We start from the raw sequence: 15,263 nt of genomic DNA, 5'->3' as shown, positions 1-15,263 counted from the left end.
GCCGCCGAGGTGCGCGACCGGAGGTGCCGCGCACCGCCCGGCGCACTCCGGTACGGGGCGGGGGCCGGCGCGCTCATGCGGGCAGCCACCGTCGGACGCAGGCGATGAGGTCCTGGGTGTCGACGGGCTTGGTGACGTAGTCGCTGGCGCCCGAGGCGAGACTCTTCTCGCGGTCGCCGGGCATCGCCTTCGCCGTGACCGCGATGATCGGCAGCTGGGCGTACCGCGGCATCCGGCGGATCTCGGCCGTCGCCGTGTAGCCGTCCATCTCCGGCATCATCACGTCCATCAGGACCAGCGCCACGTCCGGGTGGTCCACGAGCGCCTCGATGCCCCGGCGGCCGTTCTCCGCGTGCAGGACCCGGAAACCGTGCAGTTCCAGGATCCCGCTGAGGGCGAAGAGATTGCGCGCGTCGTCGTCGACGACGAGTACGGTGCGCCCGGCGGGCGGGTCCTCACCGGCCTGCGGGGCCGGGCGCGGCGGCTCCTCGGGCCGGACCAGGGACAGCACGTCCCCGGGTTCCTCGGCGGCCAGGAGCAGGGCGATGCGCTCACGCAGTTCGTCGAGGCTGGACAGGAACTCCAGCGCCCCGCCGGCCGCGCCCGAGCGCAGGTTCTCCTCCAGGGCGGCGTCCGCCCGGCGACCGCTGTGCACGAGCACCGGCACACCCGCCAGCGCCGAGTCGCCCCGCAGCGCGCGCAGGAAGCGGGACGCCTCGTCGTCCGGCATGCCCAGCTCCAGTACGACACAGTGGCACGGTTCGGCCGCCAGCGCACCGGCGGCCTCCTCCGCCCCCACGGCCGTGATCACGTCCAGCGGGGGCCGGTCGCCCGCGTCGTCGCGCCCGTGCGTGAGATCCGCGATCACGCTCTCCGCGACGAGGGTCAGCAGCCCGCGGGGACGCTCCTCCACGACGAGCAGGCGGCGCGGCCGCTGCCGGTGACCGCCGGTCAGCTCGGCAGCCGGCGCCGGACGGTCCAGCGCGTCCGCGTACGCCCCGGCCGTGAGGTGTTCGGGGCCCCGGGCCAGGAGGTCCTCGAAGTCGGGCCGGGTCACCGGCAGGTACAGCGTGAAGGTGCTGCCCCGGTCGGGCGTGCTGTCCACCGTGACCGCGCCGCCCAGCAGCTGGGCGATCTCGCGCGTGATGGAGAGACCGAGCCCGGTGCCGCCGTACTTGCGGCTCGTCGTGCCGTCCGCCTGCTGGAAGGCGCCGAAGATCGACTCCAGGTTCTGCTCGGGGATGCCGATGCCCGTGTCCTTCACCCGGAAGGCCACCACGGCACCGCCCCGGACCACGCCCCTGGGCACCTCGTCGTCCGGCGCCGGCTCGACCGCCAGCTCCACGCCGCCCCGCTCGGTGAACTTCACCGCGTTGGACAGCAGGTTGCGCAGCACCTGACGCAGCCGCGAGTCGTCGGTCAGCAGGTCCGCCGGCGCCCCGGCGGCCGTCGACACCGTGAACTCCAGGCCCTTCTGCGTCGTCATCGGCCGGAAGGTGGCCTCGACGTACTCGATGAGCTGCCGCAGCGTCACCCGCTCCGGGGAGACGTCCATCTTCCCCGCCTCGACCTTCGAAAGGTCCAGGATGTCGTTGATCAGCTGGAGCAGGTCCGAGCCGGCGGAATGGATGATGCCCGCGTACTCGACCTGCTTCGGGGTGAGGTTGCGCGAGGGGTTCTGGGCGAGCAGCTGGGCGAGGATGAGCAGGCTGTTGAGCGGGGTGCGCAGTTCGTGGCTCATGTTGGCCAGGAACTCCGACTTGTACTTCGAGGCCAGCGAGAGCTGCTGGGCCCGTGCCTCCAGCTCCTGCCGGGCCTGCTCGATCTGCAGGTTCTTCGCCTCGATGTCCCGGTTCTGCGCCGCGAGCAGGGACGCCTTGTCCTCCAGCTCGGCATTGGAGTGCTGCAGTTCCTCCTGCTGCGCCTGCAGCTCCGCGGAACGGGCCTGCAGCTCGGCGGTCAGGCGCTGGGACTCGGCGAGCAGTTCGTCGGTACGGGCGTTGGCCACGATCGTGTTGACGTTGACGCCGATGGTCTCCATCAGCAGTTCCAGGAAGTCCTGGTTGATCTGGGTGAACGCGGTGACCGAGGCGAGTTCGATGACCCCGAGGACCTGGCCCTCGACCACGATGGGCAGCAGCACCAGAGCGGCCGGTGCCACCTCGCCGAGCCCCGAGGAGATGGTCAGGTAGCCCGGCGGCAGCTCGTTCACCATGATCGTGCGCCGGCTGCGCGCGGCCTGGCCGACCAGGGTGCGGCCGAAGGCGATGCGGGTGGGCCTGGCCGTGTTCTCCGGGTAGCCGTAGGAGCCGACGAGGCGCAGCTCCGGCCCGTCGTCCCCGTCCTCGGCCAGGTAGAAGGCGCCGTACTGGGCCGACACCAGCGGGACCAGCTCGTCCATGATCAGCTCGGCGACCACGGGCAGGTCCCGGTGCCCCTGCATCAGGCCGGAGAAGCGGGCGAGGTTGGTCTTGAGCCAGTCCTGCTCCTGGTTGGCCCGCGTCGTCTCGCGCAGGGACTCCACCATGGAGTTGATGTTGTCCTTCAGCTCGGCGACCTCGCCGGACGCCTCCACGTTGACCGAGCGGGTCAGGTCGCCCTCGGCGACGGCGGAGGTGACCTCGGCGATCGCGCGGACCTGGCGGGTGAGGTTGCCGGCCAGCTCGTTGACGTTCTCCGTGAGCCGCTTCCAGGTGCCGGAGACGCCCTCCACCTCGGCCTGGCCGCCGAGCCGGCCCTCGGTGCCGACCTCGCGGGCCACCCTGGTGACCTCGTCGGCGAAGGCGGAGAGCTGGTCGACCATCGTGTTGATCGTCGTCTTGAGTTCGAGGATCTCGCCGCGCGCGTCGACGTCGATCTTCTTCGACAGGTCGCCCCGGGCCACCGCGGTCGTCACCAGGGCGATGTTGCGCACCTGGTTGGTGAGGTTGTTGGCCATCGAGTTGACGTTGTCGGTGAGGTCCTTCCAGGTGCCGGCGACGTTCGGCACGTTCGCCTGGCCGCCCAGGCGTCCGTCGGTGCCGACCTCGCGGGCGACACGGGTGACCTCGCCGGCGAACGCCGACAGCGTGTCGACCATCGTGTTGATCACGTCGGCCAGCGCCGCGACCTCGCCCTCGGCGTCGACGGTGATCCGCTGCGAGAGGTCGCCGCGCGCCACGGCGGTGGCCACCTGGGCGATGGAGCGGACCTGACCGGTCAGGTTCGACGCCATCACGTTGACGTTGTCGGTGAGATCCTTCCAGGTGCCCGACACACCGCGCACCCGGGCCTGTCCGCCCAGGTTCCCGGCCGTGCCGACCTCGCGGGCGACGCGGGTGACCTCGTCGGCGAAGGCGGAGAGCTGGTCGACCATCGTGTTGATGGTGTTCTTCAGCTCCAGGATCTCGCCGCATGCGTCCACGGTGATCTTCTGCGAGAGGTCGCCCTTGGCCACGGCGGTCGCCACCTGGGCGACGTTGCGGACCTGGTTGGTCAGGTTGCCCGCCATGAAGTTCACCGAGTCGGTGAGGTCCCGCCACGTGCCCTTGACGCCCTGGACGTCGGCCTGGCCGCCGAGCCTGCCGTCGGTGCCGACCTCGCGGGCGACGCGGGTGACCTCGTCGGCGAAGGCGGAGAGCTGGTCGACCATCGTGTTGATGGTGTTCTTGAGTTCGAGGATCTCGCCGCGTGCGTCCACGTCGATCTTCTGCGAGAGGTCGCCCTCGGCGACCGCGGTGGCCACCTGGGCGATGTCCCGGACCTGGGTGGTGAGGTTGCCCGCCATGGCGTTGACCGAGTCCGTCAGGTCGGCCCAGGTGCCGGAGACCCCCGGCACCCTCGCCTGCCCGCCCAGGGTCCCCTCGGTGCCGACCTCGCGGGACACCCGGGTCACCTCGGAGGTGAACACGGACAACTGGTCCACCATGCCGTTGAAGACCTGGGCGATGTCACCCATCAGGCCGTCCGCGTCGTCCGGCAGACGGGTGCCGAAGTCGCCGTCCCGCACGGCCGTCAGGCCCGCCAGGAGGCGGCGCAACTCCTGATCGCCCGGAACCGCGTCGACGGCTCCCGCGCTGTCGCTGGTCATGCGTATCCTCGTTCCGCTCCCCGGAAGTCCTCGCGGCGAGGACTCACGACCCCCTCCGGACCGTTCGGGCGGCCCGGCCTCCCGTGTCCGCGTTTGCGCAGTTCACGGATCTGCTCCCGGGAGAAAAATACGTCAGAGGCTAACCCAGGTCCCGGGCGTGTACAAAGCGATGTGTCACCCGGAGGAACACGCACCCCCGGACGGGGCACGCCGGGCGGGCGGCGCCGGCGTGACAGCCCGGCCGGTCCCGTCTCCACCGAATGGCCCGCCGGGCCCGAATGCGGCGGCCCCGGCCGGGTATCCGCTGCCGTGGAGCCGGTCCGGCCCGCCGCGCCGGCTCGGCCCCACGGTCGTCACCGACGCGGGAGGAAGGGGCAGGGTGCCGATGGAGAGCATCTGGTCGTACACGGCGGACAGCGGTCACAGGGTGGAGCAGGACCTGACGGGCTGCACCGTCGTCGCCCACGACGGCACCATCGGGCACGTGGACCGGCAGGCCGAGCACTTCGGTATGCGGCACCTCGTCGTCGACAGCGGCGTCTGGGTGTTCGGCCGCAGTGTGCTCGTGCCGGTCGGAGTGGTCCGGAGCATCGACACCGAGGCCCGTACGATCACGCTGACCTGCACGCGGGCGCAGGTCAGGGCCGCGCCCAGGTTCCGCACCGACAGCGAGACGATGGACCGCGGCTACCTGGCGTCCGTCGGCGACTACTACCACCGGCTGCCGCCGCGGCAGAGCACCGCGACCTGACCGGCAGCAAACGACAGCACGCGGAAACCGGGGAACACGGACATGGAACAGACCGACGGAATCACCACGGCCACCTCGGCCCCGCCCTCCGTCGCGCCGTCCGGCGTACCCGCGCCGGGCGGCCGGGGCGGCGCCGCCGCGGCACGGGCCTACGCGGAGTCGGTGGCGCGGGCGCGTTGGGGCGGCCCCGGCCGCGACGTGCGCGAGGAGGATGTGGCCGACCTGCTGCTCGTGGTCTCCGAGCTGGTCACCAACGCGATCCGGCACGGTGAGGGACTGACCGGCTTCGAGGTCCGGCCCACGGACGAGGGACTGTGGATCGCCGTCAGCGACGGCAGCTCGGTGGTGCCCCGGGCCGCGTACGCGTTTCCCACCACCCACCCGGGCGGCGGTTACGGCTGGCCGCTCGTCACCCTCCTCGCCCGGGACATCGCCGTCGCGGCGCACCCGGGGGGCGGCAAGACGATCAGCGCGCTGGTACCGCTGCGCGCCGTGCCCGCCCCGTGACCGCGGCGGTCACCAGGGCAGGAAGACGTGGATGTCCTTGCCCTGTTCACCGGTGACGACGCTCACCTGGTCGGACAGGGTGTGGATCAGATGCCAGCCGATACCGCCACCGCCGCTGCTCGGGTGGAAGGGACGCGGCGCGGGCTCCGTCGTGCTGGTGTCGTGCATCACGACGTGGACGCCGTCGAAGGTACGGCGCAGCCGCAGCTGGAACGGCCCAGGGGCGTACTGCACGGCGTTCGCGGCCAGCTCCGTGACCACGAGGAGTATGTCGTCCCAGTGCTCGGGCGCCGCGGGCGGTGCCGCACGGGCCAGATCGTAGAGGAATTCCTCCGCGACCAGCCGCGCACCGGTCACATTGTGCAGCTCCCCAGTGAAGCTGGCGGTGCGGTTCGTGATCTCCTCGGAAGCCAGTGTCCTGTCCCAACGCGACTCGGCTGCCATTGCGCCTTCCCGGCCCGGCGCCGGCCGGGCGTCGTCCTTCTTCGCTTTCCCTTCGTTGGTAGGTTCCCGTGCCGGCCGAACCTAGTCGCGCCCGTGGACCGGTTCCGGGTGCGAGAACCGCGGGTGACGGCCCCGTCACCATGAACGGGACCGGAGCGGGCCCCCATCGGAGCGGGCCGCGGATCACCGCGTGAACACGTTGTCCGCGTCCTCCCAGCCGGCCGGCTCCTGCGGCGGGGGCTGTGCCGGCCGGTGGTGCGACCGCGCCTCGTACATCGCGTCGATCTCCAGGGCGTAGGTCCGTACGATCTCGTCCCGCCGGAGCTTCATCGACGGGGTGAGCAGCCCGCCGGCCACGTCGAAGGCGGCGGGCAGGACACGGAAGACCCGGATGGACTCCGAGCGCGACACGGCGCTGTTGGCCGCCGCCACGGCCCGCGCGATCTCCTCCCGCAGCGCGTTCTCCTCCCGTGCCTCACGGGCCGGGGCGTCGCCCTGCAGGGCCAGGGCCGCCCTCCAGTGCGTCAGGAACTCCGGGTCGAGCGTGATCAGCGCGCCGACACAGGGCCGGTTGTCGCCCACCACCACCGCCTGGTGGACCAGCGGGTGCATCCGCAGCCGCTGCTCGAGGGCGGCCGGTGCCACGCTCTTGCCGCCGCTGGTGATGATGATGTCCTTCTTGCGGCCGGTGATCGCCAGGTAGTTCTCGTCGTCCAGGTGCCCGAGGTCGCCGGTGGCCAGCCAGCCGCCGCGCATCACCTCCCGGGTGGCGGTCTCGTCACCGATGTATCCCTGGAACAGCGACGGCCCGCGCACCAGGATCTCCCCGTCGTCGGCCAGCCGGATCTCCATACCGGGCAACGGCTGCCCGACCGTGCCGGACTTCTCCCGGCCCAGCGGCTGCATCGTCAGTCCGCCGCTGGTCTCCGTCAGACCGTAGCCGTCGTGCACGTAGACGCCGACACCCTCGTAGAAGAGGGAGAGTTCGCGGCTGAGCGGCGAACCGCCGGACGTCGCCCGGTTCACCCGGCCCCCCAGGGAGGCGCGCAGCCGCCGGTACACCGTCCGCTCGTACAGGGCGTGCTGGAGCCGCAGGTCGAGGCCGGGTCCTGAACCCCTGTCCAGCCGCTGGCGCTCCAGCGCGGCCGCGAAGTCCCGTGCCGTGTCCGCCGCCCGCTCGAACAGGGCACCGCGCCCCGCCTGCTGGGCCGTGCGCAGGAAGTTCTTGTAGAACTTCTCCAGGACCGACGGGACGGCGTACAGATACGTCGGACGGAAGGAGCGCAGGGCCGAGGAGAGCGCCTCACCGGTCATCGCGGGTTCGTGCGCCATGAGGAAGCCGCCCCGGACGCACAGGCTCTGGATCATCAGCCCGTACACGTGCGAGAAGGGCAGGTAGGCGAGGACCGCGCCCTGCTCTCCGGGCGGCGCCACCGTGTGCCCCCAGCCCGCGAGCAGCGTGTCGCACGGACCGGCCAGACCGCGGTGGCTCAGCGCGCAGCCCAGGGCGCGGCCCGAGGTGCCCGAGGTGTAGGCGACCACCGCCGTGGAGTCCGGCAGCACGATGCGGCGCATGGAGTCGACGGTGGCGAACGGCAGGAACGCGCCGCGCGCCACCAGCGTGTCCAGCGCGCCCGCGTCCAGCTGCCAGACGTGCCGCAACGCCGGCAACGACGCGCACACGGAGCCGACGGTCATCACCGCCTGCTCGTCCTCGACCAGCACGCCCACACAGCCCGCGTCGCGCAGGATCCACTCGACCTGATCGCGCGAAGAGGTCGGATAGACCGGCACGACCTCGGCGCCCACGGTCCACAGGGCGTAGCTGAAGACCGTCCACTCGTACCGGGTGCGGGCCAGGATCGCCACCCGGTCACCCGGCGAGACCCCGCTCGCGATCAGGCCCTTCGCCAGGTCGGCCACCTGGTCACGGAACTCCACGGCCGTCACCTCGTCCCACACCGCCGAGCCGGGAGAGCGGCGGCGGGCGAGCATCGGCAGGGTCGGCCTGCGGGCGGCCGTCTCGAAGAGGCTGTCGGCGAGTCCGCCGGTCAGCGGTGGGACGGCCGGCGGAGCGAGGGCGAGGTCGCGCATGCGCTGGCTCCTGAGGTGTACGGACGGTGGCCCCGCCGCCGGGCACCGACGAGCACCGTGGTCGGCGGTGCTCGGAATCTAGCCCAGCCGCAGGCGGCGGGGGGCCGGGACGGCAGAAGTGTTCCCACCCGGTGATCTCGGCGGAACGGGGGACCCGGAGGGCATGAGCTTCACGAACCCCGACCCCGATCCCCGAAGCACCACCGGTCTGGAGCCGGGCGGCGGTGTGCCGCCCGGGGAGACCCCGCCGGCGGAGAGCAGCATGCCCGAGGCCGGCCCGCAGGAGCTGCACAATCCGCCCAAGGGCTGGGCCAAGGGACCGCTGACCCTGATCCTCGCGGTCGTGCTGGTCGTCGCGGCGGGTCTCCTGGGCTACGCCCTGGTCCTGATCTACTGACCGGCGTCCGGGCGAGCCGGCACGGGACGTCTCAGGCCGCCTGAGTGCGCCGTACGCACTCGGCGACCACCTCCCGCAGGCTCCCGGTGCGCTCCAGCAGGTCGCGCTGCACCCGGGCGCCGTTGCCGTGCCGCAGCAGCTCGTCGACGCCCTCGCGCACCCGGTCGAGGTCGCCCGAGGCGGCGAGTGCCTCCCCGGTGTGCTCCAGCAGGGCCCGTACGACCGTCTCGGCGGGCATCCGCCGCATCGTCGCGGGGTGCAGCAACTCCTCCGTCAGCCCGGACCGGGCGGCCCGCCAGGCCGCGAGGCGCAACAGGCTCACACTGTGCCCGGCCGGCTCCGTGCCCCGGCGCCACTCGCGCGCGGCCGTTTCGACCAGCGCGCGGGCGAGCGTGGCGAGGACGACGGCTGTCCCGGCGTCCAGGCAGACGTCCGCGACCCGGAACTCGACCGTGGGATACCGCTGGGAGAGCCGGACGTCGAAGTAGACCATCCCGTCGTCGAGGATCGTCCCGGTGGCGAGCATGTCCGCGACCCGGCGGTGGTAGCGCTCCGCCGAGCCGAACAGCTCCGTGGGACCGGCCGACGGCCAGCGCTGCCAGACCCGGCTGCGGTAGCTGCTGTACGCGGAGTCCCGGCCCTGCCAGAACGGGGAGTTCGCGCTGAGCGCGGTCAGCACCGGCAGCCAGGGCCGCACCCGGTCGATCACCGCGACGCCCTCCTCGTCTGACTCGACCGAGACGTGCACGTGGCAGCCCAGGACCAGTTGTTCCTGGACCACGACGCCGTACTGGTCGGCCATCCACTCGTAGCGGCGGTTCACGCCGATGGACGGGGTGACCGGAAGCGGTGACGTGGCGAGTGCGGCGACGGCACACCCGATACCGCCGGCATGCCGCCCGGCCTCCTCACGGCAGCGGACGATCTCCGCGCGCAGCCGCTCCATGTCCGCCTGCGGATGCGTGGCGAACTCGAGCATCTGCTCGTGCAGTTCCTTCTCGAACACGTCCTGTTCGGCGTCGTCCAGCGACGCCCGCGCGAGCACGGCGGCGGACAACGCCCGCGGCTCGCCCGTCGCGGGATCGACCAGGAGGAGCTCCTCCTCCACTCCGACGGTGCGCACGTGATGCCGCCTTTCTGTGGGCCCGGACGCGACGACGACGAGGTCTTCTCGGTCGTAGGACCACCGACTGCCCCCGAAGGGCGGCCGGACACCTGGTCGCGCCGCGGACGTCTCACAGGGCGTACGGCATCAGCCACACCGTCGCCAGCGGAGGCAGCGTGACGCGGATGCTCCCGTCCTCCGGTTTGACCGGGTCCGGGTTGGCCGCGCCGCTGCCGCCGTACTCCTCGGCGTCCGTGTTGAGCACCTCCTGCCAGGCGACGGTCTCGTCGCCGACGGCGAGCCCGTACTCGTGCCGGACGACCGGGGAGAAGTTCGACACCGCCAGCAGGGGGGAGCCGTCCTCGCCGAACCGCAGGAACGCGAAGACGTTGTCCTCCGCCGCGTCCACGGCGACCCACCGGAAACCGGCCGGATCGGTGTCGCGCTGCCACAGGGCGGGGGTGCGGGCGTAGCGGGTGTTGAGCTCGCGCACCAGGTCCTGGACGCCCCGGTGATCGCCCGCCGAGTGGTACCCCTCGTCCAGCAGCCACCACTCGGGCCCCTGCTTCTCCGACCACTCGGCGCCCTGCGCGAACTCCTGCCCCATGAACAGCAGTTGTTTACCGGGGTGGGCCCACATGTAACCCAGGTAGGCGCGCACGTTCGCTCGCCGCTGCCACCAGTCGCCCGGCATCTTCGTCACCAGCGCCTGCTTGCCGTGCACCACCTCGTCGTGCGAGATCGGCAGCACGTAGTTCTCGCTGTACGCGTACACCATCGAGAAGGTCATCTCGTGGTGGTGGTACTTGCGGTGCACCGGCTCGTGCGCGGCGTACTCCAGCGAGTCGTGCATCCAGCCCATGTTCCACTTCAGGCCGAAGCCGAGCCCGCCGGTGTCGGTCGGCCGGGTCACCCCGCCCCACGCGGTCGACTCCTCGGCGATGGTCACCACGCCGGGGCAGCGCCGGTAGACGGTCGCGTTCATCTCCTGCAGGAACGCCATGGCCGCCAGGTCCTCCCGGCCGCCGTACCGGTTGGGCTCCCACTGACCGGAGTCGCGGGAGTAGTCCAGGTACAGCATCGAGGCGACCGCGTCCACGCGCAGCCCGTCGATGTGGAACTCCTCGCACCAGTACACGGCGTTCGCCACGAGGAAGTTGCGCACCTCGGTCCGGGCGAAGTCGAAGGTGTACGTCCCCCAGTCCGGGTGCTCCGCGCGCCGGGAGTCCCCGGGCTCGTACAGCGGGTCCCCGTCGAAGCGGCCCAGCGCCCAGTCGTCCTTCGGGAAGTGCGCAGGCACCCAGTCCATGATCACGCCGAGGCCGGCCCGGTGCAGCGCGTCGACCAGGAAGCGGAAGTCGTCGGGCGAGCCGAGTCGGGCGGTCGGCGCGTAGAAACCGGTGACCTGGTAGCCCCAGGACGGACCGTAGGGGTGCTCGGCGACCGGCATCAGCTCGACGTGGGTGAAGCCCATGTCCTTGACGTAGGCGGGCAGCTCTTCGGCCAGCTCGCGGTAGGACAGCCCCGGCCGCCAGGACGGCAGGTGCACCTCGTACACCGAGAACGGTGCCTCGTGCACGGGTGTGTCGGCGCGGGTGCGCATCCACTCGGCGTCGTTCCACTCGTAGCGCGAGGCGGTCACCACGGACGCGGTGTTCGGGGGCTCCTCGGCCGCGCGGGCCATCGGGTCGGCCTTGAGGAACCGGTGGCCGTAGCGGGAGTGGATCTCGAACTTGTACCGGGTGCCCTCGCCGACGCCCGGCAGGAACAGCTCCCACACCCCGGACGAGCCCAGCGAGCGCATCGGGAACGCGGTGCCGTCCCAGTGGGTGAGGTCGGTGGCGACCCGGACCCCCTGGGCGTTCGGCGCCCACACCGTGAACCGGGTGCCGGTGACACCCCCGTGGGTCATCGGCTCCGCGCCGAGCGCCCGCCACAGCTGTTCGTGCCGGCCCTCACCGATCAGGTGCAGGTCGAGTTCGCCGAGCGCGGGCAGGAAGCGGTACGGGTCGTGCGTCTCCCGCTCGCCCCCCTCGTACGCCACCACGAGGGTGTACGCCGGGACCTCCGTCAGCGGCAGGACGCCGGAGAACAGGCCGTCCTCCTCCGACACGAGGACGTGGCGCTCGCCGTCGACGACCACGCTCACCTCGCGGGCGAAGGGGCGCAGCGCCCGGAAGGCGATGCCGCCGGGCGCCGGGTGGGCACCGAGCAGGGAGTGCGGGTCGTGGTGGGCGCCCGCCAGCAGGCGCCCCCGGTCGGTGGGGTCCAGGGGCGGTGCGGCCGGGCAGGCACCGGGTGCGGGCGGGACGGGTCCTGACGGCTCGGGGATCGAAGTGTCGCGGAGGGCCACGGGTCAGTCTCCTCTCACGGCGAGTCGTTCGATCGCCGCCATGGGTACGGGAAGCCAGTCGGGGCGGTGCCGCGCCTCGTACAGCACCTCATACACGGCGCGGTCCGTCTCGTAGGCGCGCAGCAGGCCGTGCTTCTTACGGGGGTCCCACCCGGCGCGGGCGGCGTAGCCGGCGCAGAACGCCTCCCGGCAGCGGCGCGCCCACTCGGGGCGCCACGGGCGGCGCTGCCGGGCGGCGTAGTCGAAGGAGCGCAGCATGCCCGCGATGTCGCGGACGGGGGAGTGGGCGCTGCGCCGTTCGGACAGCGGGCGGGACGGCTCGCCCTCGAAGTCGATGACGAACCAGTTCCGGCCGGCCCGCAGCACCTGGCCCAGGTGCAGATCGCCGTGGATGCGCTGGGCGGGCGGTCCTGAGTCGCAGGTGGACAGCGCCGCGAAGGCCGCCCGCAGACCCGGTACGAAGGGCTGGAGCGCCGGCACGCACTGCGCGGCCGCGGTGAGCCGCTCGGTCATCGCCGCAGCCGTACGGCCGTTCTCGCCGGGGGCGCCGAGCGGGAAGGCGGAGGCCAGCGCGAGGTGCACGTCGCCCATCGCCTGCCCCAGTTCGTGGGCCCGCACGGTGAACTCGTCCCCGGCCGCCAGGGCGTTCAGGGCAAGCGTCCAGCCGTCGGAGGCGCCGTGCAGGAACGGCTGGAGCACGCCGAGCGTCGCCTGGTAGGGATGGGTCGTGCGCATCCACGCCACCGGCGCGGGGACCCGGCCGCAGCCCTGCCGGGCCAGCGCGTCCGGCACCTCCAGGTCGGGGTTGACGCCGGGCTGGACGCGCCGGAACAGCTTCAGGATGAACTCGTCGCCGTAGATCAGCGACGAGTTGGACTGCTCGGCGTCCAGCAGCCGCGGCGCCAGACCGCCGGGTACCGGCCGCGCGGGGTCGGCCTCGAAGCGCAGCGGTCCCGCCTTGCCCGGGTGCCGGAGCCGTTCCAGGAGCAGCTGGGCGGTCCGGGGGTCGTGCAGCGCGTCGTAGACCGTCCGCCCGGCCAGCGGCCCGTCCTGCACCTGGCCGATGATCGCCCGGCCCAGGCGCGGCGACGGCTGCTCGCGTACGCCCAGCAGCAACTGATAGCAGTCCGCGGCCGGGGGAGCGCCGCCGGGAGAGGATACGGAGCCCTGCCCGGTGTGCATCAGGAGGTGCAGGCAGCCGGGGAAGAGTTCGGTCATCGACAGCAGACCCAGCTCGGCCACGGGCCGGTCCTTGCCCGCGAACCAGCGCTGGCGCGGCAGCCACTCCCGCAGCAACTCGCCGAGCGAGGCCATCGGCTCGGCGAGCTGCCCGCGTCTCGGGCGCAGGGATGCGGTCTTCGGCATGGTGCGCGTCCTTTCCTCGGCCCACGCTCAAGCGCGGCGGCCGATGCGGGATGCGACTCGGGTGAGCCGGAACCAGTAGAAGCCGTGGCCCCCGAGGGTCAGCAGATACGGCAGTTCACCGATGGCGGGGAAGCGGACCCCGCCGAACAGCTCGACCGGGTGGCGGCCGGCGAACTCGCGCAGGTCGAGTTCGGTGGGCTGGGCGAACCGCGCGAAGTTGTTCACGCACAGGACCAGGTCGTCCTCGTACTCGCGCAGGAAGGCCAGGACCGCGGGGTTGGAGGACGGCAGCTCGGTGTAGGTGCCCAGGCCGAAGGCGGGGTTCTGCTTGCGGATCTCGATCATGCGGCGGGTCCAGTGCAGCAGGGAGGACGGCGAGGCCATCGAGGCCTCGACGTTCGTGACCTGGTAGCCGTGGACCGGGTCCATGATCGTGGGCAGGAACAGGCGCCCCGGGTCACAGGTCGAGAAGCCGGCGTTGCGGTCCGGGGTCCACTGCATCGGGGTGCGCACGGCGTCGCGGTCGCCGAGCCAGATGTTGTCGCCCATGCCGATCTCGTCGCCGTAGTAGAGGATCGGCGAGCCCGGAAGAGCGAGCAGCAGCGCGGTGAACAGCTCGATCTGGTCGCGGTCGTTGTCCAGGAGGGTGGCGAGCCGGCGCCGGATGCCGATGTTGGCGCGCATGCGCGGGTCCTTGGCGTACTCCGCGTACATGTAGTCGCGCTCTTCGTCGGTGACCATCTCCAGGGTCAGCTCGTCGTGGTTGCGCAGGAAGATGCCCCACTGGCAGCCGGACGGGATCGCGGGGGTCTTGGCGAGGATCTCGGAGACCGGGTAGCGGGACTCGCGCCGCACGGCCATGAAGATCCGCGGCATGACCGGGAAGTGGAAGGCCATGTGGCACTCGTCGCCGCCGGCGGCGTAGTCGCCGAAGTAGTCGACGACGTCCTCGGGCCACTGGTTGGCCTCCGCCAGCAGCACGGTGTCCGGGTACTGAGCGTCGATCTCACGGCGCACCCGCTTGAGGAACGCGTGACTGGCGGGCAGGTTCTCGCAGTTGGTGCCCTCTTCGGCGTAAAGATAGGGCACGGCGTCCAGCCGGAAACCGTCCACGCCCAGGTCCAGCCAGAACTTGAGGGCCGCCAGCATCTCCTCCTGCACGGCCGGGTTCTCGTAGTTGAGGTCCGGCTGGTGGGAGAAGAACCGGTGCCAGTAGTACTGGCCGCGGACCGGGTCGTAGGTCCAGTTGGAGGCTTCGGTGTCGACGAAGATGATGCGGGCGTCGGCGTACCGGGTGTCGTCGTCGGCCCAGACGTAGTAGTCGCCGTACACGCCGTCCGGGTTCTTCCGGGACTCCTGGAACCACGGGTGCTGGTCGCTGGTGTGGTTCATGACGAAGTCGATGATCACGCGCATGCCGTGCTGGTGGGCCGCGTCCACGAACTCCACGAAGTCGGCGAGGTCGCCGAACTCGGGCAGGACGGCGGTGTAGTCGGAGACGTCGTAACCGCCGTCGCGCAGCGGTGACTTGAAGAAGGGCGGGAGCCACAGGCAGTCCACGCCCAGCCATTGCAGGTAGTCCAGCTTGGCGGTGAGGCCCTTGAGGTCGCCGACGCCGTCGCCGTTGCTGTCCTGGAAGGAGCGGACGAGGACCTCGTAGAAGACGGCTCGTTTGAACCAGTCCGGGTGCCGGTCCCTGGCGGGGGTGTCCTCGAAGGTGTCCGGCACGGGCTCGTTGACAGTCATGAGGCTCCTGGCCCTCCGTTCTGCGGCGCGGCGGCGGACGGCCGTCGGACGTGGAAGACGTGGGCGGGTGCCCGGCCGGGCTCGAGCCGCACGTAGTTCGTCCGGCCCCAGTGGTAGGTCCGACCCGTGAGTTCGTCGTGGACCGAAACGGTGTCGTGCCAGTCCAGGCCGAGCTGCGGCATGTCGAGCGAGATCGTTGCCTCCTGGGTGCGATGCGGATCGAGGTTGGCGACCACCAGGACGGCATCGGACCCGGCGCGCTTGCTGTACGCGATCAGCGCGTCGTTGTCGGTGCGGTGGAAGCGGAGGTTCCTGAGCCGGTGCAGTGCGGGGTGGGCGCGCCGGATGGTGTTGAGCTTGGTGATGAGGGGGGCGATGGTGGTGCCCCGGCGGGCGGCGGTGGCCCAGTCGCGGGGTTTGAGCTGGTATTTC

11 protein-coding genes are annotated in these 15,263 nt (G+C 71.7%); 3 read left to right on the top strand and 8 right to left on the bottom strand.

The window, feature by feature from the left end; translation table 11 throughout:
• Positions 1 to 73: 73 nt before the first annotated feature.
• Positions 74 to 4,069, bottom strand: a complete 3,996-nt coding sequence (locus tag ACGFYH_RS23705; protein ID WP_393805163.1) for a HAMP domain-containing protein — start codon at positions 4,067 to 4,069, stop codon at positions 74 to 76.
• Between the two features lie 385 nt (positions 4,070 to 4,454).
• Between ACGFYH_RS23705 and ACGFYH_RS23700 the strand changes: the two genes are divergently transcribed.
• Positions 4,455 to 4,820 carry a PRC-barrel domain-containing protein gene (locus ACGFYH_RS23700; protein WP_393805162.1) on the top strand — a complete coding sequence of 122 codons (366 nt, stop codon included), beginning with the start codon at positions 4,455 to 4,457 and terminating at the stop codon, positions 4,818 to 4,820.
• Positions 4,821 to 4,862: 42 nt separating this feature from the next.
• Positions 4,863 to 5,327 carry an ATP-binding protein gene (locus ACGFYH_RS23695; RefSeq protein ID WP_393805161.1) on the top strand — a complete coding sequence of 155 codons (465 nt, stop codon included), beginning with the start codon at positions 4,863 to 4,865 and terminating at the stop codon, positions 5,325 to 5,327.
• 9 nt (positions 5,328 to 5,336) lie between these two features.
• Here the strand turns inward: ACGFYH_RS23695 and ACGFYH_RS23690 are convergent, their stop codons facing one another.
• Both ACGFYH_RS23690 and ACGFYH_RS23685 read right to left on the bottom strand, forming a co-directional pair.
• Entirely contained in the window at positions 5,337 to 5,771 is a 435-nt protein-coding gene (locus ACGFYH_RS23690) for an ATP-binding protein (protein ID WP_393805160.1), read from the bottom strand.
• A 183-nt stretch (positions 5,772 to 5,954) separates the two neighbouring features.
• Positions 5,955 to 7,865 carry an AMP-dependent synthetase/ligase gene (locus tag ACGFYH_RS23685; protein WP_393805159.1) on the bottom strand — a complete coding sequence of 637 codons (1,911 nt, stop codon included), beginning with the start codon at positions 7,863 to 7,865 and terminating at the stop codon, positions 5,955 to 5,957.
• 163 nt (positions 7,866 to 8,028) lie between these two features.
• Here ACGFYH_RS23685 and ACGFYH_RS23680 point away from each other — a divergent pair, with 163 nt between their 5' ends.
• Positions 8,029 to 8,262: a DUF6480 family protein gene (locus ACGFYH_RS23680; protein ID WP_393805158.1), complete on the top strand. Its 234-nt coding sequence runs from the start codon at positions 8,029 to 8,031 to the stop codon at positions 8,260 to 8,262.
• A gap of 31 nt (positions 8,263 to 8,293) precedes the next feature.
• Here ACGFYH_RS23680 and ACGFYH_RS23675 read toward each other — a convergent pair whose 3' ends face one another.
• The 5 genes from ACGFYH_RS23675 to ACGFYH_RS23655 form a co-directional block, all read right to left on the bottom strand.
• Positions 8,294 to 9,385 carry a glutamate--cysteine ligase gene (locus ACGFYH_RS23675; protein ID WP_393805157.1) on the bottom strand — a complete coding sequence of 364 codons (1,092 nt, stop codon included), beginning with the start codon at positions 9,383 to 9,385 and terminating at the stop codon, positions 8,294 to 8,296.
• A gap of 112 nt (positions 9,386 to 9,497) precedes the next feature.
• Positions 9,498 to 11,720: a 1,4-alpha-glucan branching enzyme gene (glgB, locus tag ACGFYH_RS23670; protein ID WP_393805156.1), complete on the bottom strand. Its 2,223-nt coding sequence runs from the start codon at positions 11,718 to 11,720 to the stop codon at positions 9,498 to 9,500.
• Between the two features lie 3 nt (positions 11,721 to 11,723).
• The gene (locus ACGFYH_RS23665; RefSeq protein WP_393805155.1) at positions 11,724 to 13,085 is read right to left on the bottom strand and encodes a maltokinase; all 1,362 of its coding nucleotides are present in this window, start codon (positions 13,083 to 13,085) and stop codon (positions 11,724 to 11,726) included.
• A gap of 27 nt (positions 13,086 to 13,112) precedes the next feature.
• The gene (treS, locus tag ACGFYH_RS23660; protein ID WP_393805154.1) at positions 13,113 to 14,831 is read right to left on the bottom strand and encodes a maltose alpha-D-glucosyltransferase; all 1,719 of its coding nucleotides are present in this window, start codon (positions 14,829 to 14,831) and stop codon (positions 13,113 to 13,115) included.
• A partial coding sequence (locus tag ACGFYH_RS23655) for a DUF3459 domain-containing protein (protein ID WP_393805153.1) occupies positions 14,828 to 15,263 on the bottom strand: 436 nt, incomplete at its 5' end. The genes ACGFYH_RS23655 and treS, both read right to left, overlap by 4 nt.

Source organism: Streptomyces sp. NPDC048392, assembly GCF_043200575.1.
Lineage (GTDB): Bacteria > Actinomycetota > Actinomycetes > Streptomycetales > Streptomycetaceae > Streptomyces.
This window is presented reverse-complemented; position numbering and strand designations above follow the sequence as displayed.

Excerpts from the sequence above, each read along its gene's own strand:
- ACGFYH_RS23700 (WP_393805162.1), top strand. The coding sequence starts at position 4,455 with ATGGAGAGCATCTGGTCGTACACGGCGGACAGCGGTCACAGGGTGGAG.
- ACGFYH_RS23690 (WP_393805160.1), bottom strand. The coding sequence starts at position 5,771 with ATGGCAGCCGAGTCGCGTTGGGACAGGACACTGGCTTCCGAGGAGATC.
- ACGFYH_RS23680 (WP_393805158.1), top strand. The coding sequence starts at position 8,029 with ATGAGCTTCACGAACCCCGACCCCGATCCCCGAAGCACCACCGGTCTG.
- treS (WP_393805154.1), bottom strand. The coding sequence starts at position 14,831 with ATGACTGTCAACGAGCCCGTGCCGGACACCTTCGAGGACACCCCCGCC.
- ACGFYH_RS23665 (WP_393805155.1), bottom strand. The coding sequence starts at position 13,085 with ATGCCGAAGACCGCATCCCTGCGCCCGAGACGCGGGCAGCTCGCCGAG.
- ACGFYH_RS23685 (WP_393805159.1), bottom strand. The coding sequence starts at position 7,865 with ATGCGCGACCTCGCCCTCGCTCCGCCGGCCGTCCCACCGCTGACCGGC.
- ACGFYH_RS23695 (WP_393805161.1), top strand. The coding sequence starts at position 4,863 with ATGGAACAGACCGACGGAATCACCACGGCCACCTCGGCCCCGCCCTCC.
- ACGFYH_RS23705 (WP_393805163.1), bottom strand. The coding sequence starts at position 4,069 with ATGACCAGCGACAGCGCGGGAGCCGTCGACGCGGTTCCGGGCGATCAG.